General features: G+C 45.8%; 21 protein-coding genes. 18 read left to right on the top strand and 3 right to left on the bottom strand.

All coding sequences use genetic code 11. The annotated features are described in order from the left end of the window. Positions 1-96 precede the first annotated feature (96 nt). The 4 genes from FRY98_RS23585 to FRY98_RS23600 all read left to right on the top strand — a co-directional run bounded on the left by FRY98_RS23585 (position 97) and on the right by FRY98_RS23600 (position 3,119). Complete coding sequence (locus tag FRY98_RS23585; protein ID WP_148456738.1) at positions 97-504, top strand: hypothetical protein; 408 nt, start codon at positions 97-99, stop codon at positions 502-504. Between the two features lie 62 nt (positions 505-566). Continuing rightward, entirely contained in the window at positions 567-1,118 is a 552-nt protein-coding gene (locus FRY98_RS23590) for a hypothetical protein (RefSeq protein ID WP_148456740.1), read from the top strand. Between the two features lie 227 nt (positions 1,119-1,345). After that, positions 1,346-1,693: a BlaI/MecI/CopY family transcriptional regulator gene (locus FRY98_RS23595; protein ID WP_334073961.1), complete on the top strand. Its 348-nt coding sequence runs from the start codon at positions 1,346-1,348 to the stop codon at positions 1,691-1,693. Between the two features lie 7 nt (positions 1,694-1,700). Then, positions 1,701-3,119 carry a M56 family metallopeptidase gene (locus tag FRY98_RS23600; protein ID WP_148456744.1) on the top strand — a complete coding sequence of 473 codons (1,419 nt, stop codon included), beginning with the start codon at positions 1,701-1,703 and terminating at the stop codon, positions 3,117-3,119. A 560-nt stretch (positions 3,120-3,679) separates the two neighbouring features. Here FRY98_RS23600 and FRY98_RS23605 read toward each other — a convergent pair. Beyond that, complete coding sequence (locus tag FRY98_RS23605) at positions 3,680-4,078, bottom strand: hypothetical protein (protein ID WP_148456746.1); 399 nt, start codon at positions 4,076-4,078, stop codon at positions 3,680-3,682. Positions 4,079-4,152: 74 nt separating this feature from the next. Here FRY98_RS23605 and FRY98_RS23610 point away from each other — a divergent pair, with 74 nt between their 5' ends. After that, the gene (locus FRY98_RS23610) at positions 4,153-4,719 is read left to right on the top strand and encodes a hypothetical protein (protein WP_148456748.1); all 567 of its coding nucleotides are present in this window, start codon (positions 4,153-4,155) and stop codon (positions 4,717-4,719) included. 60 nt (positions 4,720-4,779) lie between these two features. Here FRY98_RS23610 and FRY98_RS23615 read toward each other — a convergent pair whose 3' ends face one another. Beyond that, on the bottom strand, positions 4,780-5,802 hold the full coding sequence (locus FRY98_RS23615) for a DcrB/PsbP domain-containing protein (RefSeq protein ID WP_148456750.1): 1,023 nt from the start codon (positions 5,800-5,802) through the stop codon (positions 4,780-4,782). A 265-nt stretch (positions 5,803-6,067) separates the two neighbouring features. Here FRY98_RS23615 and FRY98_RS23620 point away from each other — a divergent pair, with 265 nt between their 5' ends. From FRY98_RS23620 to FRY98_RS23645, 6 genes are all read left to right on the top strand, one after another. Further along, positions 6,068-6,595 carry a hypothetical protein gene (locus FRY98_RS23620; protein WP_148456752.1) on the top strand — a complete coding sequence of 176 codons (528 nt, stop codon included), beginning with the start codon at positions 6,068-6,070 and terminating at the stop codon, positions 6,593-6,595. A gap of 79 nt (positions 6,596-6,674) precedes the next feature. After that, complete coding sequence (locus tag FRY98_RS23625; RefSeq protein ID WP_318249409.1) at positions 6,675-7,142, top strand: hypothetical protein; 468 nt, start codon at positions 6,675-6,677, stop codon at positions 7,140-7,142. Positions 7,143-7,326: 184 nt separating this feature from the next. Further along, entirely contained in the window at positions 7,327-8,064 is a 738-nt protein-coding gene (locus FRY98_RS23630) for a tRNA(His) guanylyltransferase Thg1 family protein (RefSeq protein WP_148456754.1), read from the top strand. 2 nt (positions 8,065-8,066) lie between these two features. After that, positions 8,067-8,519: an ATP-binding protein gene (locus FRY98_RS23635; protein WP_148456756.1), complete on the top strand. Its 453-nt coding sequence runs from the start codon at positions 8,067-8,069 to the stop codon at positions 8,517-8,519. A gap of 12 nt (positions 8,520-8,531) precedes the next feature. Further along, complete coding sequence (locus FRY98_RS23640) at positions 8,532-8,966, top strand: SUKH-3 domain-containing protein (RefSeq protein ID WP_148456758.1); 435 nt, start codon at positions 8,532-8,534, stop codon at positions 8,964-8,966. 27 nt (positions 8,967-8,993) lie between these two features. Next, positions 8,994-9,326: an MmcQ/YjbR family DNA-binding protein gene (locus FRY98_RS23645; protein WP_148456760.1), complete on the top strand. Its 333-nt coding sequence runs from the start codon at positions 8,994-8,996 to the stop codon at positions 9,324-9,326. Between the two features lie 27 nt (positions 9,327-9,353). Here FRY98_RS23645 and nfi read toward each other — a convergent pair whose 3' ends face one another. Then, positions 9,354-10,037 carry a deoxyribonuclease V gene (gene nfi / locus FRY98_RS23650; protein WP_148456762.1) on the bottom strand — a complete coding sequence of 228 codons (684 nt, stop codon included), beginning with the start codon at positions 10,035-10,037 and terminating at the stop codon, positions 9,354-9,356. 104 nt (positions 10,038-10,141) lie between these two features. Between nfi and FRY98_RS23655 the strand changes: the two genes are divergently transcribed. The 7 genes from FRY98_RS23655 (at position 10,142) to FRY98_RS23685 (ending at position 15,730) form a co-directional block, all read left to right on the top strand. Further along, a complete protein-coding gene (locus FRY98_RS23655) occupies positions 10,142-10,624 on the top strand; it encodes an SUKH-3 domain-containing protein (RefSeq protein WP_148456764.1) in 483 nt (160 codons plus the stop codon). A 154-nt stretch (positions 10,625-10,778) separates the two neighbouring features. Further along, positions 10,779-11,387, top strand: coding sequence for a hypothetical protein (locus FRY98_RS23660; protein WP_148456766.1), 609 nt, complete (start codon positions 10,779-10,781; stop codon positions 11,385-11,387). A gap of 425 nt (positions 11,388-11,812) precedes the next feature. Next, positions 11,813-12,139, top strand: coding sequence for a DUF6572 domain-containing protein (locus FRY98_RS23665; RefSeq protein WP_148456769.1), 327 nt, complete (start codon positions 11,813-11,815; stop codon positions 12,137-12,139). A gap of 137 nt (positions 12,140-12,276) precedes the next feature. Then, the gene (locus tag FRY98_RS23670; protein WP_148457384.1) at positions 12,277-13,257 is read left to right on the top strand and encodes a hypothetical protein; all 981 of its coding nucleotides are present in this window, start codon (positions 12,277-12,279) and stop codon (positions 13,255-13,257) included. Positions 13,258-13,296: 39 nt separating this feature from the next. Next, entirely contained in the window at positions 13,297-13,743 is a 447-nt protein-coding gene (locus FRY98_RS23675; protein WP_148456771.1) for a DUF6630 family protein, read from the top strand. Between the two features lie 278 nt (positions 13,744-14,021). Beyond that, positions 14,022-14,525, top strand: a complete 504-nt coding sequence (locus FRY98_RS23680; RefSeq protein ID WP_148456773.1) for a hypothetical protein — start codon at positions 14,022-14,024, stop codon at positions 14,523-14,525. Between the two features lie 161 nt (positions 14,526-14,686). Beyond that, on the top strand, positions 14,687-15,730 hold the full coding sequence (locus FRY98_RS23685; RefSeq protein WP_148456775.1) for a LacI family DNA-binding transcriptional regulator: 1,044 nt from the start codon (positions 14,687-14,689) through the stop codon (positions 15,728-15,730). Positions 15,731-16,004 lie beyond the last annotated feature (274 nt).

Here is a 16,004-nt window from a genome sequence, read left to right on the forward strand (position 1 = left end):
CGGTAATATGAAATCTTTACTGATAGCAAGGAGATCGTTCTGCCGCCTCTCTTGTCCTACCGGGCACAGCTCAGATGAAAGGACTTGATAAATGAAATGGCTGTAATGAAAGTTAGATGTGCTCGTTGTGGTGAGAATGTGGTATTACAGGTAAAACAGTACATAGTAAACAATGCAATAGCTTGGAGCGAGGCTTACAGTTGTGTCAATTGCGGGAATGAGGTTGTAAGTGATGATTGGGGAGACCAGACTCCAAATGAAGTAAGAAAAGCAATTCTAGAACAAGAGGGAGAATGGGAATTAGTCATTTTGAAGCATGGGGAGAATAAATCTCGTTTTTTAAGAAAATTACGTGATGCATTAAGCCTTACTCTACAAAAGGTATCTGATCTATGTAAAAAAATACCGGGTACTTTAATAGCGGGTACCTTTCAAGAGATGTTGCTGTTGAAAATAAGGTTAGCACTGCCCGATGAGGATATATCCATAAATCGTGTCAAGTAAACTCAAGCTATTGACTTTGTTTGCTTGATCCATCCAAGACTTAATAAAGAAGGCGATCTAAAGTGGCCCAAAGCGCAATCCGTTATCGAGACAATACACAGTATATTCAAGATGCCCAGCTAGGAGATGCGTTAAAACACATTTTTATCGCATTGGATAGAAAAGTTTCGGAGAACCCTAGACAATACGGTTGGTTACTTCAGGCTATGAATAAATGGTGGGACGATTTCGAGCATTTGCCTCCCGGATTAAAAGATGTCGAACTCGATGAATGGCTGGTAAATCCAAAAAGGAAAGCGGATTTTGAGGAGATTTTAAATCTTTCCCTCGACAACGTAAATACGGAGCTCTTGATTGAAATCATGAAATTCAAACGTGTAATAGATATGAATCCCCATGAATACGACGTATTCAAGGATATTGACAACAGGGTTTTAAAGGGTGAAAAAGTACCGTGCCCAACATGCGGTGAAATCCTTATCTATCAAGGTCCAGATACAGGAAAGCATCCATCCATTATTTGTCCGAATCATGATTATACTGTTCTTTTGGAAGTTCAGAGGGTTGATATTTTAGACAAATTGGGACTTAGGAAGAGGAAGGGATCACGGTAATTACTAACTCACAAACAAGCCGGGGCGCGTATTATACGCTGCTCCGGCTTTTCACTGCTGTCGGCTCCCCGGGCTTTGGAACGGAAACAGGCCGGTCTGCGCACGGCACAAAGTTGTTTATATGCCTAACTGAAGGATATATTTGACAAAAAGGTGACTACTGGAGTAGTATGATTGATGACTACAACAGTAGTCATTCATATGGAAAGAGGTGAACGGAAATTAAACTGTTTGATTCCGAATTAAGAGTAATGGAAATTTTATGGAGGGATGGGATGCTGGCGGCGGGTGAACTGGCGGCTGTTTTAAAACGGGAAACGGGCTGGAACAGGAATACGACTTACACGGTCATCAAAAGGCTGATCGATAAAGGAGCCATCCGGCGATCCGACCCGGGCTTTGTCTGCGAAGCGCTTATTCCCAAAGAGCAGGTGCAGTCGCACGAGACCAAGGAATTGATCAACAAAATGTTCGACGGGTCGGCGGAGATGTTTTTTTCCGCGTTTGTCAATGAGAAGAACTTGAGCAAAGAAGAGATCGACAAATTGAAAAAAATTGTGGAAAACTTAAGCTGAGGCGGCGATGATGGATATTCTCCGGATGAGTTTGTCGGCGAGTGCTCTGATTATTCTTGTTGCCCTGCTGCGGTCTGTGGCTATCCACAGATTACCCAGATTGTTATTTCTCGTTCTTTGGGGAATCGTGCTTGCCAGACTGCTTGTTCCCGTATCCCTTCCCATCCTTCCGCAGCTGCCTGTGCCGGTTGAATTCCATGATTCCGGTTATGACGCAAATACAGGCTCAGCCGTGGTGTTCCCGGGCCCCGGTCCAACTTCCGGGCATACCGTAGAGCAGAACGGAAAGCTTAAAGCGGATCGTGCAGCCTTGACGGATTCCGATTGGCGGCTAAAGCCGGAGCATCTTACGGCCATTTGGCTTGGGGGCGCGGGGCTGATGGTTATGGCGGTTTTGGTTATTTATTTTAGGAGCAGCAGGGAACTGCGGACCGCGCTGCCTTTGCGGGGAGATCACCCTGTGATTGAAGCTTGGCTGGAAAAGCACCCCCTGCGGCGGAAGCTCTCCATCTTGACCTATGACCGGATTGATACACCGCTGACCTGCGGAATATGGCGGCCGAAGATTATTTTGCCCAAATCCTTGGATACGGGGAACGAGTCCGCAATGGAGTATATTCTTACCCACGAATACATGCATATCAGACACTTCGACGCGGTATGGAAAATGGCTGCGGTTGCGGCCCTGTGCCTGCACTGGTTCAATCCGCTGGTTTGGCTGATGTACTTCTATCTGAACCGGGAGATCGAAATGGTCTGCGATTCAAGAGTGATCAACCATCTCGGCACCAAGCACAAAGCGGACTATGCGTTATGCCTCTTGTCGATAGCGGAGCACAAAGGGAGATACACTCCCTTATATCAGGGGTTTAGCAAAAATGCGACCCGGGAAAGGATCGTGTCCATTATGAAATTGAAAAAAGTGACGATCGTGACAGCGGCCATTTCGCTCATTTTAGTGTTGGGGGCCGTGTCAGCATTTGCGGAACAATCAAGCGGAGAAGAAAGCAGCAGTTTCGCAGGAACCGCGGTAGAAATGAACGCCGTGGAAAACGGGGGTGATGCCGGAGGGCAATCTGCGCCTTCCTCGGCCTCCTCGGAGCAGGGAGAAGCCATAGCCGATTTTAATTACGATGCGTTAAAAGACTATACAGCCTATGGCCTGAAGTACGATAAAGCCAAAGACGGATATCTGTACAATGGCAAGCATATTCGCCTGTTCCTGGATCAGGACCCCAAAGAGAAAGGGAAGTTCGCCAAATTTTATTATGACGGGGGCGGAGCGACCGATTTTCAAGTTGTCCGGGATGAGAACAACAACATCAGCAAGATTGTTGAAGTGAGTGAAAGCGAGTTGCAGGAATTGGGGAACGCGTACGGATTCGTGCTTAATAACGGCGGCCTGCAGTTCGAAAATGTAGAATAAAGCAGCTATTAAAGCTGGTATTGTAAAAAAGGGATTCCACAGCCGGCGGCTAAGAGTCCCTTTTTTATTTGGGGCTTTAGCCAGTTGAGAACGCGAAGCATGCGAAACACCTGATGGGTTCGTTATCATAGGAGTGTTCAAGCTACTATGTATAACGAAAGGAAAAGGTGGCTTAATCGCTAATGGAAGTGATATGTCACATACAAAGAGGCGCCAAGTGTGCTTCCAAACGTCCAACTCCAAAAAGATGCAAATCTGCAGGTATTTTAGGCCGATTCCCAAGGGAATGCGAAAAAAGATGCAAATCTGCAGGTATTTCCAGCGATTTTAGAGAAATGAGCCGGTTTCGTCAAAAATTCCTGCAGATTTGCAGGAATTTTGAAATTTTTGTTCTAAACAAGAAAAAAGCATGCAGATATGCAGGAATTTATCGGTTGTCCATATAGCCCGTTTTATAAACATACCCGAAGTGCCCCTTTTGATTTTCAACCGAAAAGCTTAGCGTAGCGTCATCGTCCATTCCAACCGCCCCACTAAAAGATGTTTGGGTAGTACCATTATCATAAAAGTCGCCATTTATGACCCAGTAGATAACCGGTATTTCCAACTTCAAATGGCTGATAAAAATGAACATAAAAAATCTCATCAACTGCTCCGGATGATCCACTTTTGCTAAAAATGTTCCTGATCTTCTCTGTAGATTCATTCCGATTTGCAGCAATCTGGTGAATTAATTCCTCATAGGAGAGTTCTTCAACCCACAATCCGTCCCCCAAGTAAACAGGCACGTCACCCTCAAAAACTTTGCTGAAGTCGCTTTTTTTAAGTTCAATTTCCCCATTTTTGGTATAATTGGTGCTGTTAGAAACGTCACGACCCTTTGCAAATAAACCAACGAGACCACACACAAGTACAATCAAAATGAGGGCTAGTGAAAAAGGTAACTTGAGATTTTTCATTTAGCAACCTCCAAATTTTGAATGTTCCTTCTTTGTTCATGTAACACGAAAAGCAAGTGGAAGGAAGGTAAGGAATGCAAAAGTTAATGGATGTCGATGATGTGTTTGAATCCAATGAATACGGAACTATTATAGTCGGAAACCACCCTGTTCCGGCATCGATAAATGGGATTGGCGACTTGATCATTCTTCAGACACCGGACCATACGGGGTTAGAATTGAAAGTGGTTTCGGTTCAGGTTTCTAATTCACCGACTGATAAAAAAAGGGTGGGCATCTGTCTCGGTACATCAATAACCCCCTCAGATATACCATTAGGGTCGGTGGTATACATCCGCTCTAAGCCTCCGGCATATAAACACATCATGCGGGTCGGGATGGCTATCATGGATACAAAACTGGGTTCTCTGATCTCAGGGGGATTGGGTCCGGAGATTACCTTAAACCATTTAAAAATACCTTATCTTGTCGATAAGTATATTATAGTAAGAACCGCCACTGAAGAGTTGATATTTAAAGTGAAAAAAATGGATATCTCCACCTCGATCTGGGGAGGTATAAATATTGGACTTATTATTTATGATTCCGAGGATTTTACGAAGATAAAGCCAGGTGATGAAGTATTGGCGGTAATGGAGTGAGCCTTGTTCCCATGAGAGGCTCATTCCACATGAATGAGGAAAGGGAATGAGCCTTGTGAATTATTTTAATTTCCAGGAGGTCGCAATCTTTTCAAATTCCGATTCGTCAAGGTCTTTCGTTTGATCGGCTTCAATAAAAATAACGGTTTGATCCAGAAATATGTAACAATACTGCTTGACCACCGGCTTTGATGTCTCTGTTTCGATCCCGGAAACATAGGAGATATTAGCGGGGTATCCATGGATTTCAACATCCTTGGAATCGATGACTTCCAGGTCGGTATAGTAATTTCGTTTCAAATTCATCTTTTCTATGTACGCCTGTCTCTTTTTGGCGGGAACGGTTTGTTGCAGGTTCGTCACGCCGAGGGAGGACTCACCTTCGGGGATGGGAAACATGCCGCCTTTACTGTACAGTTCCATAACACCAAATTGTTTCGCAAGTTTCCAATCCGTCGGTAAATCGAGTGCATAGTAAGTTTCCGATTCCAAGGATTTACTTTCCCATTGGAAGGTGGAGAGCATATCCGTGATTTGCTCCTCAATGAGTTTGAATTGTTTTTCCGGAGCGCTTACCTGAATTTGCCCCATTTTTTGCCCTTTACCTTCCAAGAGATAAATCCATTGGGTATAAGTGATCCCGTCCTTAGCGACACTGCATTTGAGGAGGAGAGCCTGGTTTTGATGGGAAGTCGTTAAGGTTTCTTTTGAAACTAGCTCTAAACCTTTGTTTTTTAGCAGGTCGGCGGTGTACATTTCGTCTAGATGGGAGATAGCCTGCGATCCATCGGGTACGGGAAGTTCAAGGATCAGGATACTGGCTTGGTGCTTCAGACTCTCATAACCTGCAAAACCGCTCGCAGGTTGGAAATCCGTTGGAAGAGTAAAACTTAAGGAGGTTCCCGGGGCAGTTACATATTTCCCCTTTGTGATCGAAATCTTTTGTTCCGTAGCTGCAGAAGCCGTAGATTTCCCGGTCGCAGCCAGATCGGATGAGTCACGGTTGCGGGTCAAAGCCGGAGAAGAACTGCAGCCTGCCAAAAGGGCAAACAGTACGAGTGAGGTTATTAACTTGGAATACATATCATTCCACCTTTCTGGTTTTCCAATATTTAGGTTGTTAGAGCTGTCTCTATAATATAATCGGAATCTATAAAGAAATTTTTGATACTTTTACCAATGGTTAGGGGGAGATGCGATTTGTCTGTAGCTACGCAGGCCAAGGTGAGTTTGGAATTTAACGAATCGTTTTTTGTACCGGTAAGAGAATACATATTAAATACGAAAAAATACGGTTGGAACTGTAGTAAAGGCCTTATTAATCCAACAGAAAGGTGAAGAGACAGACATGCTCGAATCGATCATCAACACAATCGACAACATCTTAGAGATCTTAAGTGAAGATCCGCTTAGTTTAACTTTTGCCGAGATGGTTAGAGCTCCTACTGAGGAGCAAGTTGCCAACCTCGAAAATAGTGTTTTGAAAGATTACTATGTAATTACAAATCGTTATGAGATATTGAACGGAGGCGTCATCACGATTTTTGGACAGCGAAAAGTCGGCGATCTCCAGTTTTATGCGGAGGAAATGCAAGGGGGTATCGGTGAGTGGATTTGCATAGGGAAAATTGATAAGTACCCCCTGTTCCTTAACAAAGGCGATGGTCATGTAGCTTGTTTATTCGGAGGCCCGTTGGATCAATCCTATGTCCTGGAGAACTATGGGGACTTCCGTCACTTTATACTGCGATATTTTTTGGGGGAGTCTTACGCGGAGATCGGACGGAAATTTGTCGAATCCGGCGAGAGTGTAAGCACGATGGGTTCCAAAGATGACGATTGGTACCAATTTTTAGAGGAACATCTTTTGTTTTAAGCACTGCTCATGGCAGCGTCGATTTAGCGGTCGATTTATGAGTTAGCATTTCTATCTTTTGAGTTAGGAAGTTGGGAACATGGAGCATGGAAAGCTTTTTATCGAGGAACATCCGGATGTTGGGGATTTTTTCGAGCGTTTACTGATCCACAGAGAGTTGGATGATTGGTACATGGAAAAGTGCGCGGAGGAAGCAAAAGTACCGGAGAAGCTCTACTGTCTGGAGCCGTTTAAGAACGTGGAATTAAGAAACCGAATGTATCCTTCGTTCGATATCCATCTGTTTTTGAAGCCGCGTAGAGGTGGAGAGGGTTTTTACTTACAAGAGCAAATCAGTCTAAAAGTTTCGAAGCTGCTGCCGGTCTACATTATGGATTGTAGTTATTCGCTCAGGCATCACCTTATTGAAGGTACATACGAAATGACAGGTACGCCCGAATCGCTGGAACTCATTCAAGGATCCAACCAAATACACAAGATGATGTCCGCGCATGGTTACACCGAACTGAGCTATCTGTATGATTTTTATGACACGGTTTATGAATGAGATAAACTAAGTGAGCTTAGGCCGTTTAACAGAAGGTTGACGTTAGGTGATGCGGTGTTTACGGACGTATTGGAGCTTTGCGAATCTACTGAGGGGAATTAACGACGGACAATCGGTTCGCCGCCATGTTGTTTGCGGGAAGCCGGTAGGAGTAAATTGAATTAAGGAGAGTAAGGCGGACATTATGAAAAAAGACGACTTTGGCAATCGCATGAAGGGGTACGAAAATATTTTCCGGCAAACGCTGCCCCAGCGGCTCCCGGTGATCATTCGGATCGACGGTTCTCATTTTCACACCTTTACCCGGGAAATGAAGAAGCCGTTTGACGAGTTATTAATTCAAGCGTTTTGGGAGACGTGCAAATATCTGGCCCAGAACATCATGGGCTGCAAGCTGGTTTACCACCAAAGCGACGAAATTTCCATCCTGTTGACCAATTACGATAAGCTGACCACACAGTCCTGGTTCGAAAATAATTTGCAAAAGATCGTCTCCGTTTCAGCCTCCATGGCTACCGCCAAGTTCAATGAGGTGATTAAACCAGCTTACCCGGACAAACCGCTGGCTACCTTTGACAGCCGGGCTTGGGTGCTGCCCCATGATGAAGTGGCGAACTATTTTCTCTGGAGACAGCAGGACGCGACCAAAAACAGCATTTCGATGGTGGCTCAGGCCCATTTTCCGCATGAGGAATTGCAAGGGCTGGACGGGAAAAAACTTCAGGACAAGCTGTTCCTGGAGAAAGGCATCAACTGGAACGACCTGCCCGTCTGGCAAAAGCGGGGAGCATGCATTACAAAGCAATCGTACCAAAAGGGAGAAGCGGTGCGCAGCAGGTGGGAAGTGGATCTCGATACGCCGATTTTTAGCCAGGATCGGGAGTACATCAACCAATACGTCTATTTGGCGAAGGATGAATAGTGATGGAATGCGTTATTTTTATCGGAATCCAGGCTTCCGGGAAATCCACCTTTTACAAGGAAAAGTTCTTTAAAACCCATATGAGAATCAACCTCGACATGTTGAGGTCCAGGCATCGGGAGGGCGTGTTTCTGGAGGCCTCGCTGCGAACCAGTCTCCCGTTTGTCGTGGATAACACGAATCCGACCATGGAGGACCGGAAAAAGTATATCGAATTGGCGCAAAAGTATAAATTCAAGATCGTGGGCTATTATTTTGAACCTAATTATGAGTTGTCTGTGGAGCGAAACGAGCGGAGGCAGGGGAAGGAAAAGGTGGCGGAGGTGGGAATCCGGAGTACCTTGAAAAAGCTTCAGCCCCCTTCTTATCAGGAAGGCTTTGATGAGCTGTACCGGGTGAGGTCGGATAGCGATGGGTTTCAAATCGAAAGCATAACAAAGGATGGAGCACGTTAAGGGGACCGATACATGAAGACTGGGGATATACCGACCAAAGAAACACTGAAAATACTAAGAGACTCCGGATGGTATGCAGGAAGGAAAATCGATATAACCGAAATAAAAGAAGATCTCGAACAACGGGGTTATGTTGTTTTTCCGACGGTCGAGGATTTCATGAGAGAATTCGGCGATTTGGTGATCGAGGATACGGTAAACGAAGAAACGCATAATACAAGTATCCGGTTCACGGACTATTATAGACACGGTAGTTTCAAATCGGAGGAACAATATGCGGGAGAGAAATTAGTTCCTGTGGGGATGATCGACAGCGATAACTTGTTGCTGTTTGTTTCGGAGAGCGGAAAGGTGTACTGCAGTACCGGGAAGTTGGGCGACTCCGCTATGGAAGCTTGGGATCACTTGATAAGCGGGCATGGGTTTATGCCGTGGGGAATGTTTTAAGAAAGGGGATAGGAGGTGGGACTTTGCTTGAAAACTAGACGAGAAGCCATTGATTATTGTTTGAGTTTGGGAACTGCCTATGAAGATACTCCTTTTCGCGATAAAAATTGGACCGTAGTGCGGCACATGAAAACGAATAAAGTGTTTGCGTGGATCTTTGAAAAGGACGGCCATATTTGGGTCAATGTAAAATGTGAACCGGGTGCCTTGGAGTTCTGGCGTCAGGCCTACCCTTCGGTGGTTCCGGCTTTTCATCTGAATAAGGACCATTGGAATTCCATTATTCTGGACGGCAGCGTCCCGGAAGAAGAAATACACGAGATGATTAAACAGAGCTATCTCCTGACTAAGAAAAAATAAACAGCAGCCTGCTGGCAGGCTCCGTCCCTAGGAAGGATTAAGCCTGCTTAGGGCGATTTTTACAAGGTGATCCGCTTGACGGGTTGTTTCGGGCAGACGGTATTGCGGCGAAAGTTTCAAGATCCATGCTGACGCGGCATTCAACGAGATTTTGTGCCCAATAGAAACAAATATAGGCTTAATATGGTCCTGCGTTCTTAGGACATGGCCGACAACCTCATCGTTGTCGATGAGAGGGGAATGGCTCCCGCGAGAATCCCCGGGTTCATCATAGGTTCCGAGTAATCTCGTTTTTCCGCAGCCGATCGTCGGAATATCCAAAAGAACACCTAAATGACTCGCCAGACCAAATCGGCGGGGATGCGCGATGCCTTGACCGTCGCAGATGACCAGGTCGGGCTGGATCTTGATCTGCTCGAACGCCTTTATGACCGGGGGCAGTTCCCTGAAGGAAAACAGTCCGGGAATATAAGGGAAATGGACCCGATCTTCCACGGTTACGGATTCCACAAGCTTTAGTGAAGCCGCCTCCAAAATAACTACGGCGGCAATCAACACATCGCTTTGTTTCGAATACGCTACATCCACACCAGCCACATAGGTTATATCGTGGGATTGATCCTGTTGGATGACCTTTTTGGCCAGTTCCCGCTGTAGGGAAACAGCTTCTTCTTCATTTAGTTCCCAGGGATGTATGGTTTTTGGTTTCATTGAAATCACCTTTTTGTATTTTAAATAGATTCAGCGGCTATATGTACATAAGTTTATTATATCTTATTTAACAGATTTGAAATTCTCTTATTTCAGGAGGCAAGATGAGCAAGCGACAGGAAGCTTTTAAGAGTGACTTTATGGATAATATATCGATCAAAACCAAAGAGATGCTTCACCAGTCAGGCTGGAATCCAGACACTAGTATCGATATAACTCCGACCGTGAAATTTTTGGAAGCAATGGGTTATGAAGTATTCGATGCTGTGCTTGAGACATTAAGCCTATTTGGCGGGAGGGAGGTTAAGTTTGCGCATCCGGATGGGAGTTGGGAAGCCTTTCATTTTAGTCCTGAAGAGACTGTAGGGGATTATTACGAAAAAGAAGACTTCGCGGAATTTGAGGAGCGTGTGAAAGAGCCGCTTATTGTCGTTGGAGAGGCATACCGCGGTCATTTTATTTTGCTCATCTCGAAATCAGGCAAGGTATTTGGAAAGAATGGAGCTTCCTTATACAAATTCGGAGACAGTATTTATGAAGCCCTGGAGACGCTTTGTCTGTTCAGAAAACCGGAAGAAGTCCCTTGAACTGGAGAGATAGCATGGAACATATTCAAATTCTAAATGAAGTAACGATACAGAACTATATTTCCGCTGAGGATCTGCGGTCATTTTGTAAGGAAAATGCATGAGATATTTGGAAGTTCATCGAAATGATAGAGATGGAGACGGGAGAAAGCTTATGATCATTACGCTGGATATAAGCCACGAAGAGTTCGATGGAATTGTAGCGAATGACGGAGAATTTTCGCCGGTGATTTTTCTGAATTTTCCCAGGGATATAAGCGGGTCTTATGAATTTGAACTAATGAACACCGTAATAAATATTTTTGATGTTAAAGATCAACTGGAGCGTCTCGGGGTTCGTTCGGAGGAGGATTCGCTGTTTGTATTTGGAACCATCCACGTGCGGATCGAAGGCGTGAAGGGGGCTGATTTCGAAATGGTTGAAGGCGGCTTTCATACGGGGCGTCGGCGGTACCATAGCTGGCCATACACCCTGCGGAAAGGAGATGTGGTATGTATCTCCGGGGGGAGGCTATCTTTCCTGGAGGATTGCTACGCCTCGATCAGGATTGTAGCCGAGAGCAGGCCACGAATCACCTTAACCTTTAACCTCGATGAAACGATTCCTTACGACTTTATGAATAGCAGCAGAACGAATCGGGCCCGCTCCGCTAAATCAGTACATACCTATACAAGTTCTCCCGGACGCTTATTTGATCCCCGCTTTTTTCGGGAGCATTTTGGCACTGGGAGAATAGCGGTCAGGAGCGAGATATCGGGGTAGTGCTCCATCAGACAGCCTTCATAACATAGAATTCCTGCATATTTGCATGTTTTTTTCTTGTTTGGAACGAAAAAATGTAAATCCCTGCGATTCTGCAGGAATTTTTGACGAAACCGCCCCCTTTCTCTAAAATCGCTAGAAATACTTGCAGATTTGCATCTTTTTTCACATTCCCTCGGAAATCGGCTTAAATACCTGCAGATTTGCATCTTTTTGGAGTTGGAAGGGGGGTTGGAAGGCACCTTGAAGGAGGTAGCGTGAATAGATTTTCGGAGCGAACCTTAGAAATATTGAGTTTTTAATATTTCTAAGGGGTTTGTTAAGGTGTTGTTGGGGAGTTAATAGAATAACTAAATTGAGAGAATTAAGCAATCTGGGGGAACTGTTAAAACTATCAGATCCGGATTAGGAAAAGGAGACTACATATGTCGATCTTGGACAAGAACCAAGTAGATGGGATCGGTAAGAGCAACACGGAGAATAAAATAGCGTTACTGCTGGCGGATCACCTGGATTGGAGCGACGAGCTTCAGCATCTAACCCTGCTGCAGGACAAAATGAATGCATATCTCTCATTTATTGAAAGCGGGCAGGTTTACGCGGTATACCCGGATGCGAAGTCCGTTGACGGATTTATTTTTGAGCTGAAATTCAAATATGCTCCTACCGAAAATGCCCTGAAGCTCATCGATGTGTTTAGAAAAAGTACGGCTGATTTGCGGATGGAGTATCGGGTTGGGGTTGATCTGTAGTTTTAGTCTCTCAAAGCTCCGACGGGTTCTGAACGGGTTTTGCAGAATCTAGTAGAATTGGAGCGGATTGTACTGGATGGATTCCCTGATTATTGGCATGATGGTCACGGAGGAGGAATACTTTAATGGTTAATAACATGCTCAACCCCAAGAAGCTCGATATGTCGTTCAGAAGATACAGCAAAAACTTCGGGGATGGAATTAAGTTTGAGACAGTTCAAAGACGATATCAAGAGAATCATAAAGAAGTGATTGAAATCGTCGATTCGAACCAAACGGAAAAAGATCATATTTTACTGATTGATTTGAATTCCATCGCCTCCTATTACTTATCCCAATGGAAAAGCGACGTGCTGATTACTGGAGGAAACCGGCTGGACGGCCTCAAGCAGATGCAGGTGGTCGTCTTCTATCAGTGTATGGCACAGGATCTTTATAAAGTCAGGTATCCCAAAATGATAAAGAATTACAATTTTCGTGGCGTTATCGTAGCTTTAATTCATTTTGCGATGTTTGGGTGGGCGAAGGAAGAAGATATTCTCTTTGATTTCATAGTAAACCGCTTGGGCAGCAACATATTGGACGTTAACGAGGAGAACAAACACGTCTGGTTTTTGCTGGAGTTGTACTTACAGTACAGGAACAAGACCGTCGCGGGAACCGACCGGAACGTACATCTCGCTGTGAGGCAACAGTTGAAAGAAGCGGGGCTGCCGCATGACTCGATCCCGGATGATCTGGAGGTGTACCGGCAGGCACTGGATCGGTGGTTGTCGTCTGACCCGGCAGAGATAGCGCCGTTAATCAACGGCATGGCATTATTCCACTCGATACAGGCTTCCGAGATCGGGGAGTTCCACGAATTTGGCGATTATCGATACGGCTTCTATCCTTATGAAATTTTATTCCTCAGACATGTCAGAACCAAACGAGGCCTGCCGGTTCCTGCGCAGGGTGACGATTTTTTAATGAATACCCCGGAAGCCAAAATGGAGTTTGCCAGTCCCGAGCCTTACCCGGAGCGGGACCCCATGCTGCGTATGATCGACAATTTTTATCGCCGGCATTACCCCGAATATATTCCGAACCAACATGGGGAACTGTTTCAATCGTCATAATTATAAATCCTACATTCATTTTCCAAGGAGGACATACATATGTCATTACAAGCCATCATCCCGCTCATTTTTGAAGGGAATCAGGAGCTATTAAGCAACCCGGATATCCTGTACGACTACACCGATCTGGTGGATTACGGGTTTCAAACGAAGCAGTTCCTTTATCTCGACCATCGCGGGGAAGAGGATCAAGAGATTGTGAATTTTATTCTGGACTATGAATTTGCCCACCACCTTGATTTGGCATCCGAGGAGGAGCTCGAGGAACTGGGAAAATTCGAATACGAGTACGTCCCGGAAAAGATCAAAGAAGTCAACAAGCTGATTTCTCCAAAAGGATACGGCTTGTTCTCTTATCCTACCGGCGGCGATTTCTGCGCCCTGTTCATCGCCAAGCTGGAGCATAAGCCTAAATTGCTGGAAGTCGAGATCGAGGACGACGAATGGCTGCCGCTCGAAGCCCGGTACATTCAGTACTATGAATAACATCTATCTGAGTACCCGATTGGATGGATTTCGTTTTGCCTTGTCCGGATCCCATCCGCCCATTAACGGGATTTTCTCCCGCTAATAGGATGCCAAAGCAGCAGGAGAGACGAAATACCTGGAATATCCCCCGTTAATTTGCCTGAAATTGCGAATATAGGCGGTTGACCCCCGAAATAGCTGGAGCTTTTCCAGCTAAATCATATCCACGGGCCAAGCGCGATAAATTACCGGGAGGTTTTCCCGTTAATGTTATTGAACGAGGGGGGCTGACTACGATGAATGAAAGCCTGAAAAGAAATATAAATAAGTTAAAAACACAACTCGCCTCTAACCCGGACAGCATCCTCATCGGCCAAATTCATGATGGGAATCCCCAGCCGGAGATGGAGGACAAGAACGGAGCCTTGGCGGAATATACTCAATTTTTGCAGGAGTGTGACGGGGCGTCTTTTGGGGAGATCATTCTTTTTCCTGTTCGTGAGCTTTCCCGCAATCAGTTTTATGTGGAGACCTTGGCCGGAGGAACGGAAACGTGGCTCTTTATAGGACACATTCTGTACGAGCCTCTGGTCATCAACAAAACCGATGGAAAGGTATACATGTTCTACGGGGACGAACCTGTGGACTGGCCGGAGGAATGTTTCGGCAGCTTCGATCATTTTCTCATGGACTACGCGTTCGGTAAAAAGTATCTCGATCTCGTACCCGTTGATCTTGAAGATGGATGGGTCAGGCTTATTCGTGAATTGGATGGTTGGACGACGAGGCTGCCGTATTGATCTTTCGCTAGCGCAAAAGTGCTTCATTAAAATTTTCAGAAGAGGTTGCGATATGCAGCCTCTTTATTTTAATTTAGAAGTAGCGAAGGGCCTGAACCGCAAAATCATGTCGGATTGAGTGATTCTATCCTCAATATGAAGGCAAAGGGGTATGCATACCTGTGAAAGTAACCATAAACGACATAGCCAAAGCCGCAAACGTAGCGAAATCGACCGTTTCCAAGGTGCTGAACGATTCGCCCAGCATCCCGCTAGCTACGAAGGAACGCATCCGGGCCATTATGAGGGACATGAATTATATCCCCAGCAGCATGGCAACCGGCTTGGCCAAACGGAAATGCAACAATGTGGCGGTGATGATCGATCTTTCGCGCCGGAACGATTTCTTAAATCAATTTTTCTATAACATTATCGGCGGGATCGAGAGCGTAGTCGGCTCCAAGGGATACGATTTGACGATCTGCAACGTGCCTCAAGAGGACAGCCGGGACTTTCTCCATCGGTACGCGTTAAGCCAGAAGGCGGACGGACTGATTATCGATACTTCAATCCTGGAGAAAACCGCCGCATCCGATTTGCTCGAGGCAAACTCCCCCTTTGTGGTGCTTGGGGCTTGGGGAGAGGAACGCAAATTTCCTTGTGTAGACATCGATAACCGATTGGGCGCGGTAAAAATAACGGAGCATTTGCTTGCGCAGGGCTACCGGCGCATCGCCTTCATCGGCGGCCGGAAGAAGGAGCACTTATTCTCGCAGCGGTTCGCCGGCTATTCCGAGGCGCTGCGTCGGCGGGGCTGCGGCGTCAATCCTTTATGGAGCTTTCCCGAAGGGAGTACCGAAGCGAGCGGTTACGCCGCGGTGGAGAAGATGCTCAGGCTCCCCATTGTTCCCGATGCGATCCTATGTATGAACAATTATGTCGCTTATGGCGCTCTTCGATGCCTGAGGGATCGGGGAATTTCCGTTCCCGATGAGGTGGGCATGGTCACTTTTGACAACGAGCCACTGGCGCCCTACACCTCCCCGCCTTTATCCAGCCTTCACACGGATACTTTCGGACTCGGCGCGAAAGCGGCCGAACTGCTGATGGGACTTATTCAAGATGAGGATACGGCGCCGGAAGAGGCGGCGAAGAGTCGCCAGACTTGGATTGAGCCTCACTTGATCGTGAGAGAATCCAGCGTAAAACCCGGAAGCGCGTTATGATAAAAAAGAAGCTCGACGAGCCTGGGTGGTTCGAAGGGCTTATTTTTATCTCGGGAATAGGACCGAAACGGAAAACCGCACCTGCCGGAGAAATCATTTTTCAAAATATTGAAAAAATATGAAAATTTAGATTGACCCCCAAACGAACAGATGCTATTTTTATTTTAGGAAACCGGTTCCTCCAATTGGAAACACAAAAAGGCCAATCATACATGAGACTCCAGTTTGGTTGCAAGGAGAAACGTTGATTTTAAAGGACAATATTCATTCCTAT

This window comes from Paenibacillus faecis, from assembly GCF_008084145.1.
In the GTDB taxonomy this organism is placed as follows: Bacteria; Bacillota; Bacilli; order Paenibacillales; family Paenibacillaceae; genus Fontibacillus; species Fontibacillus faecis.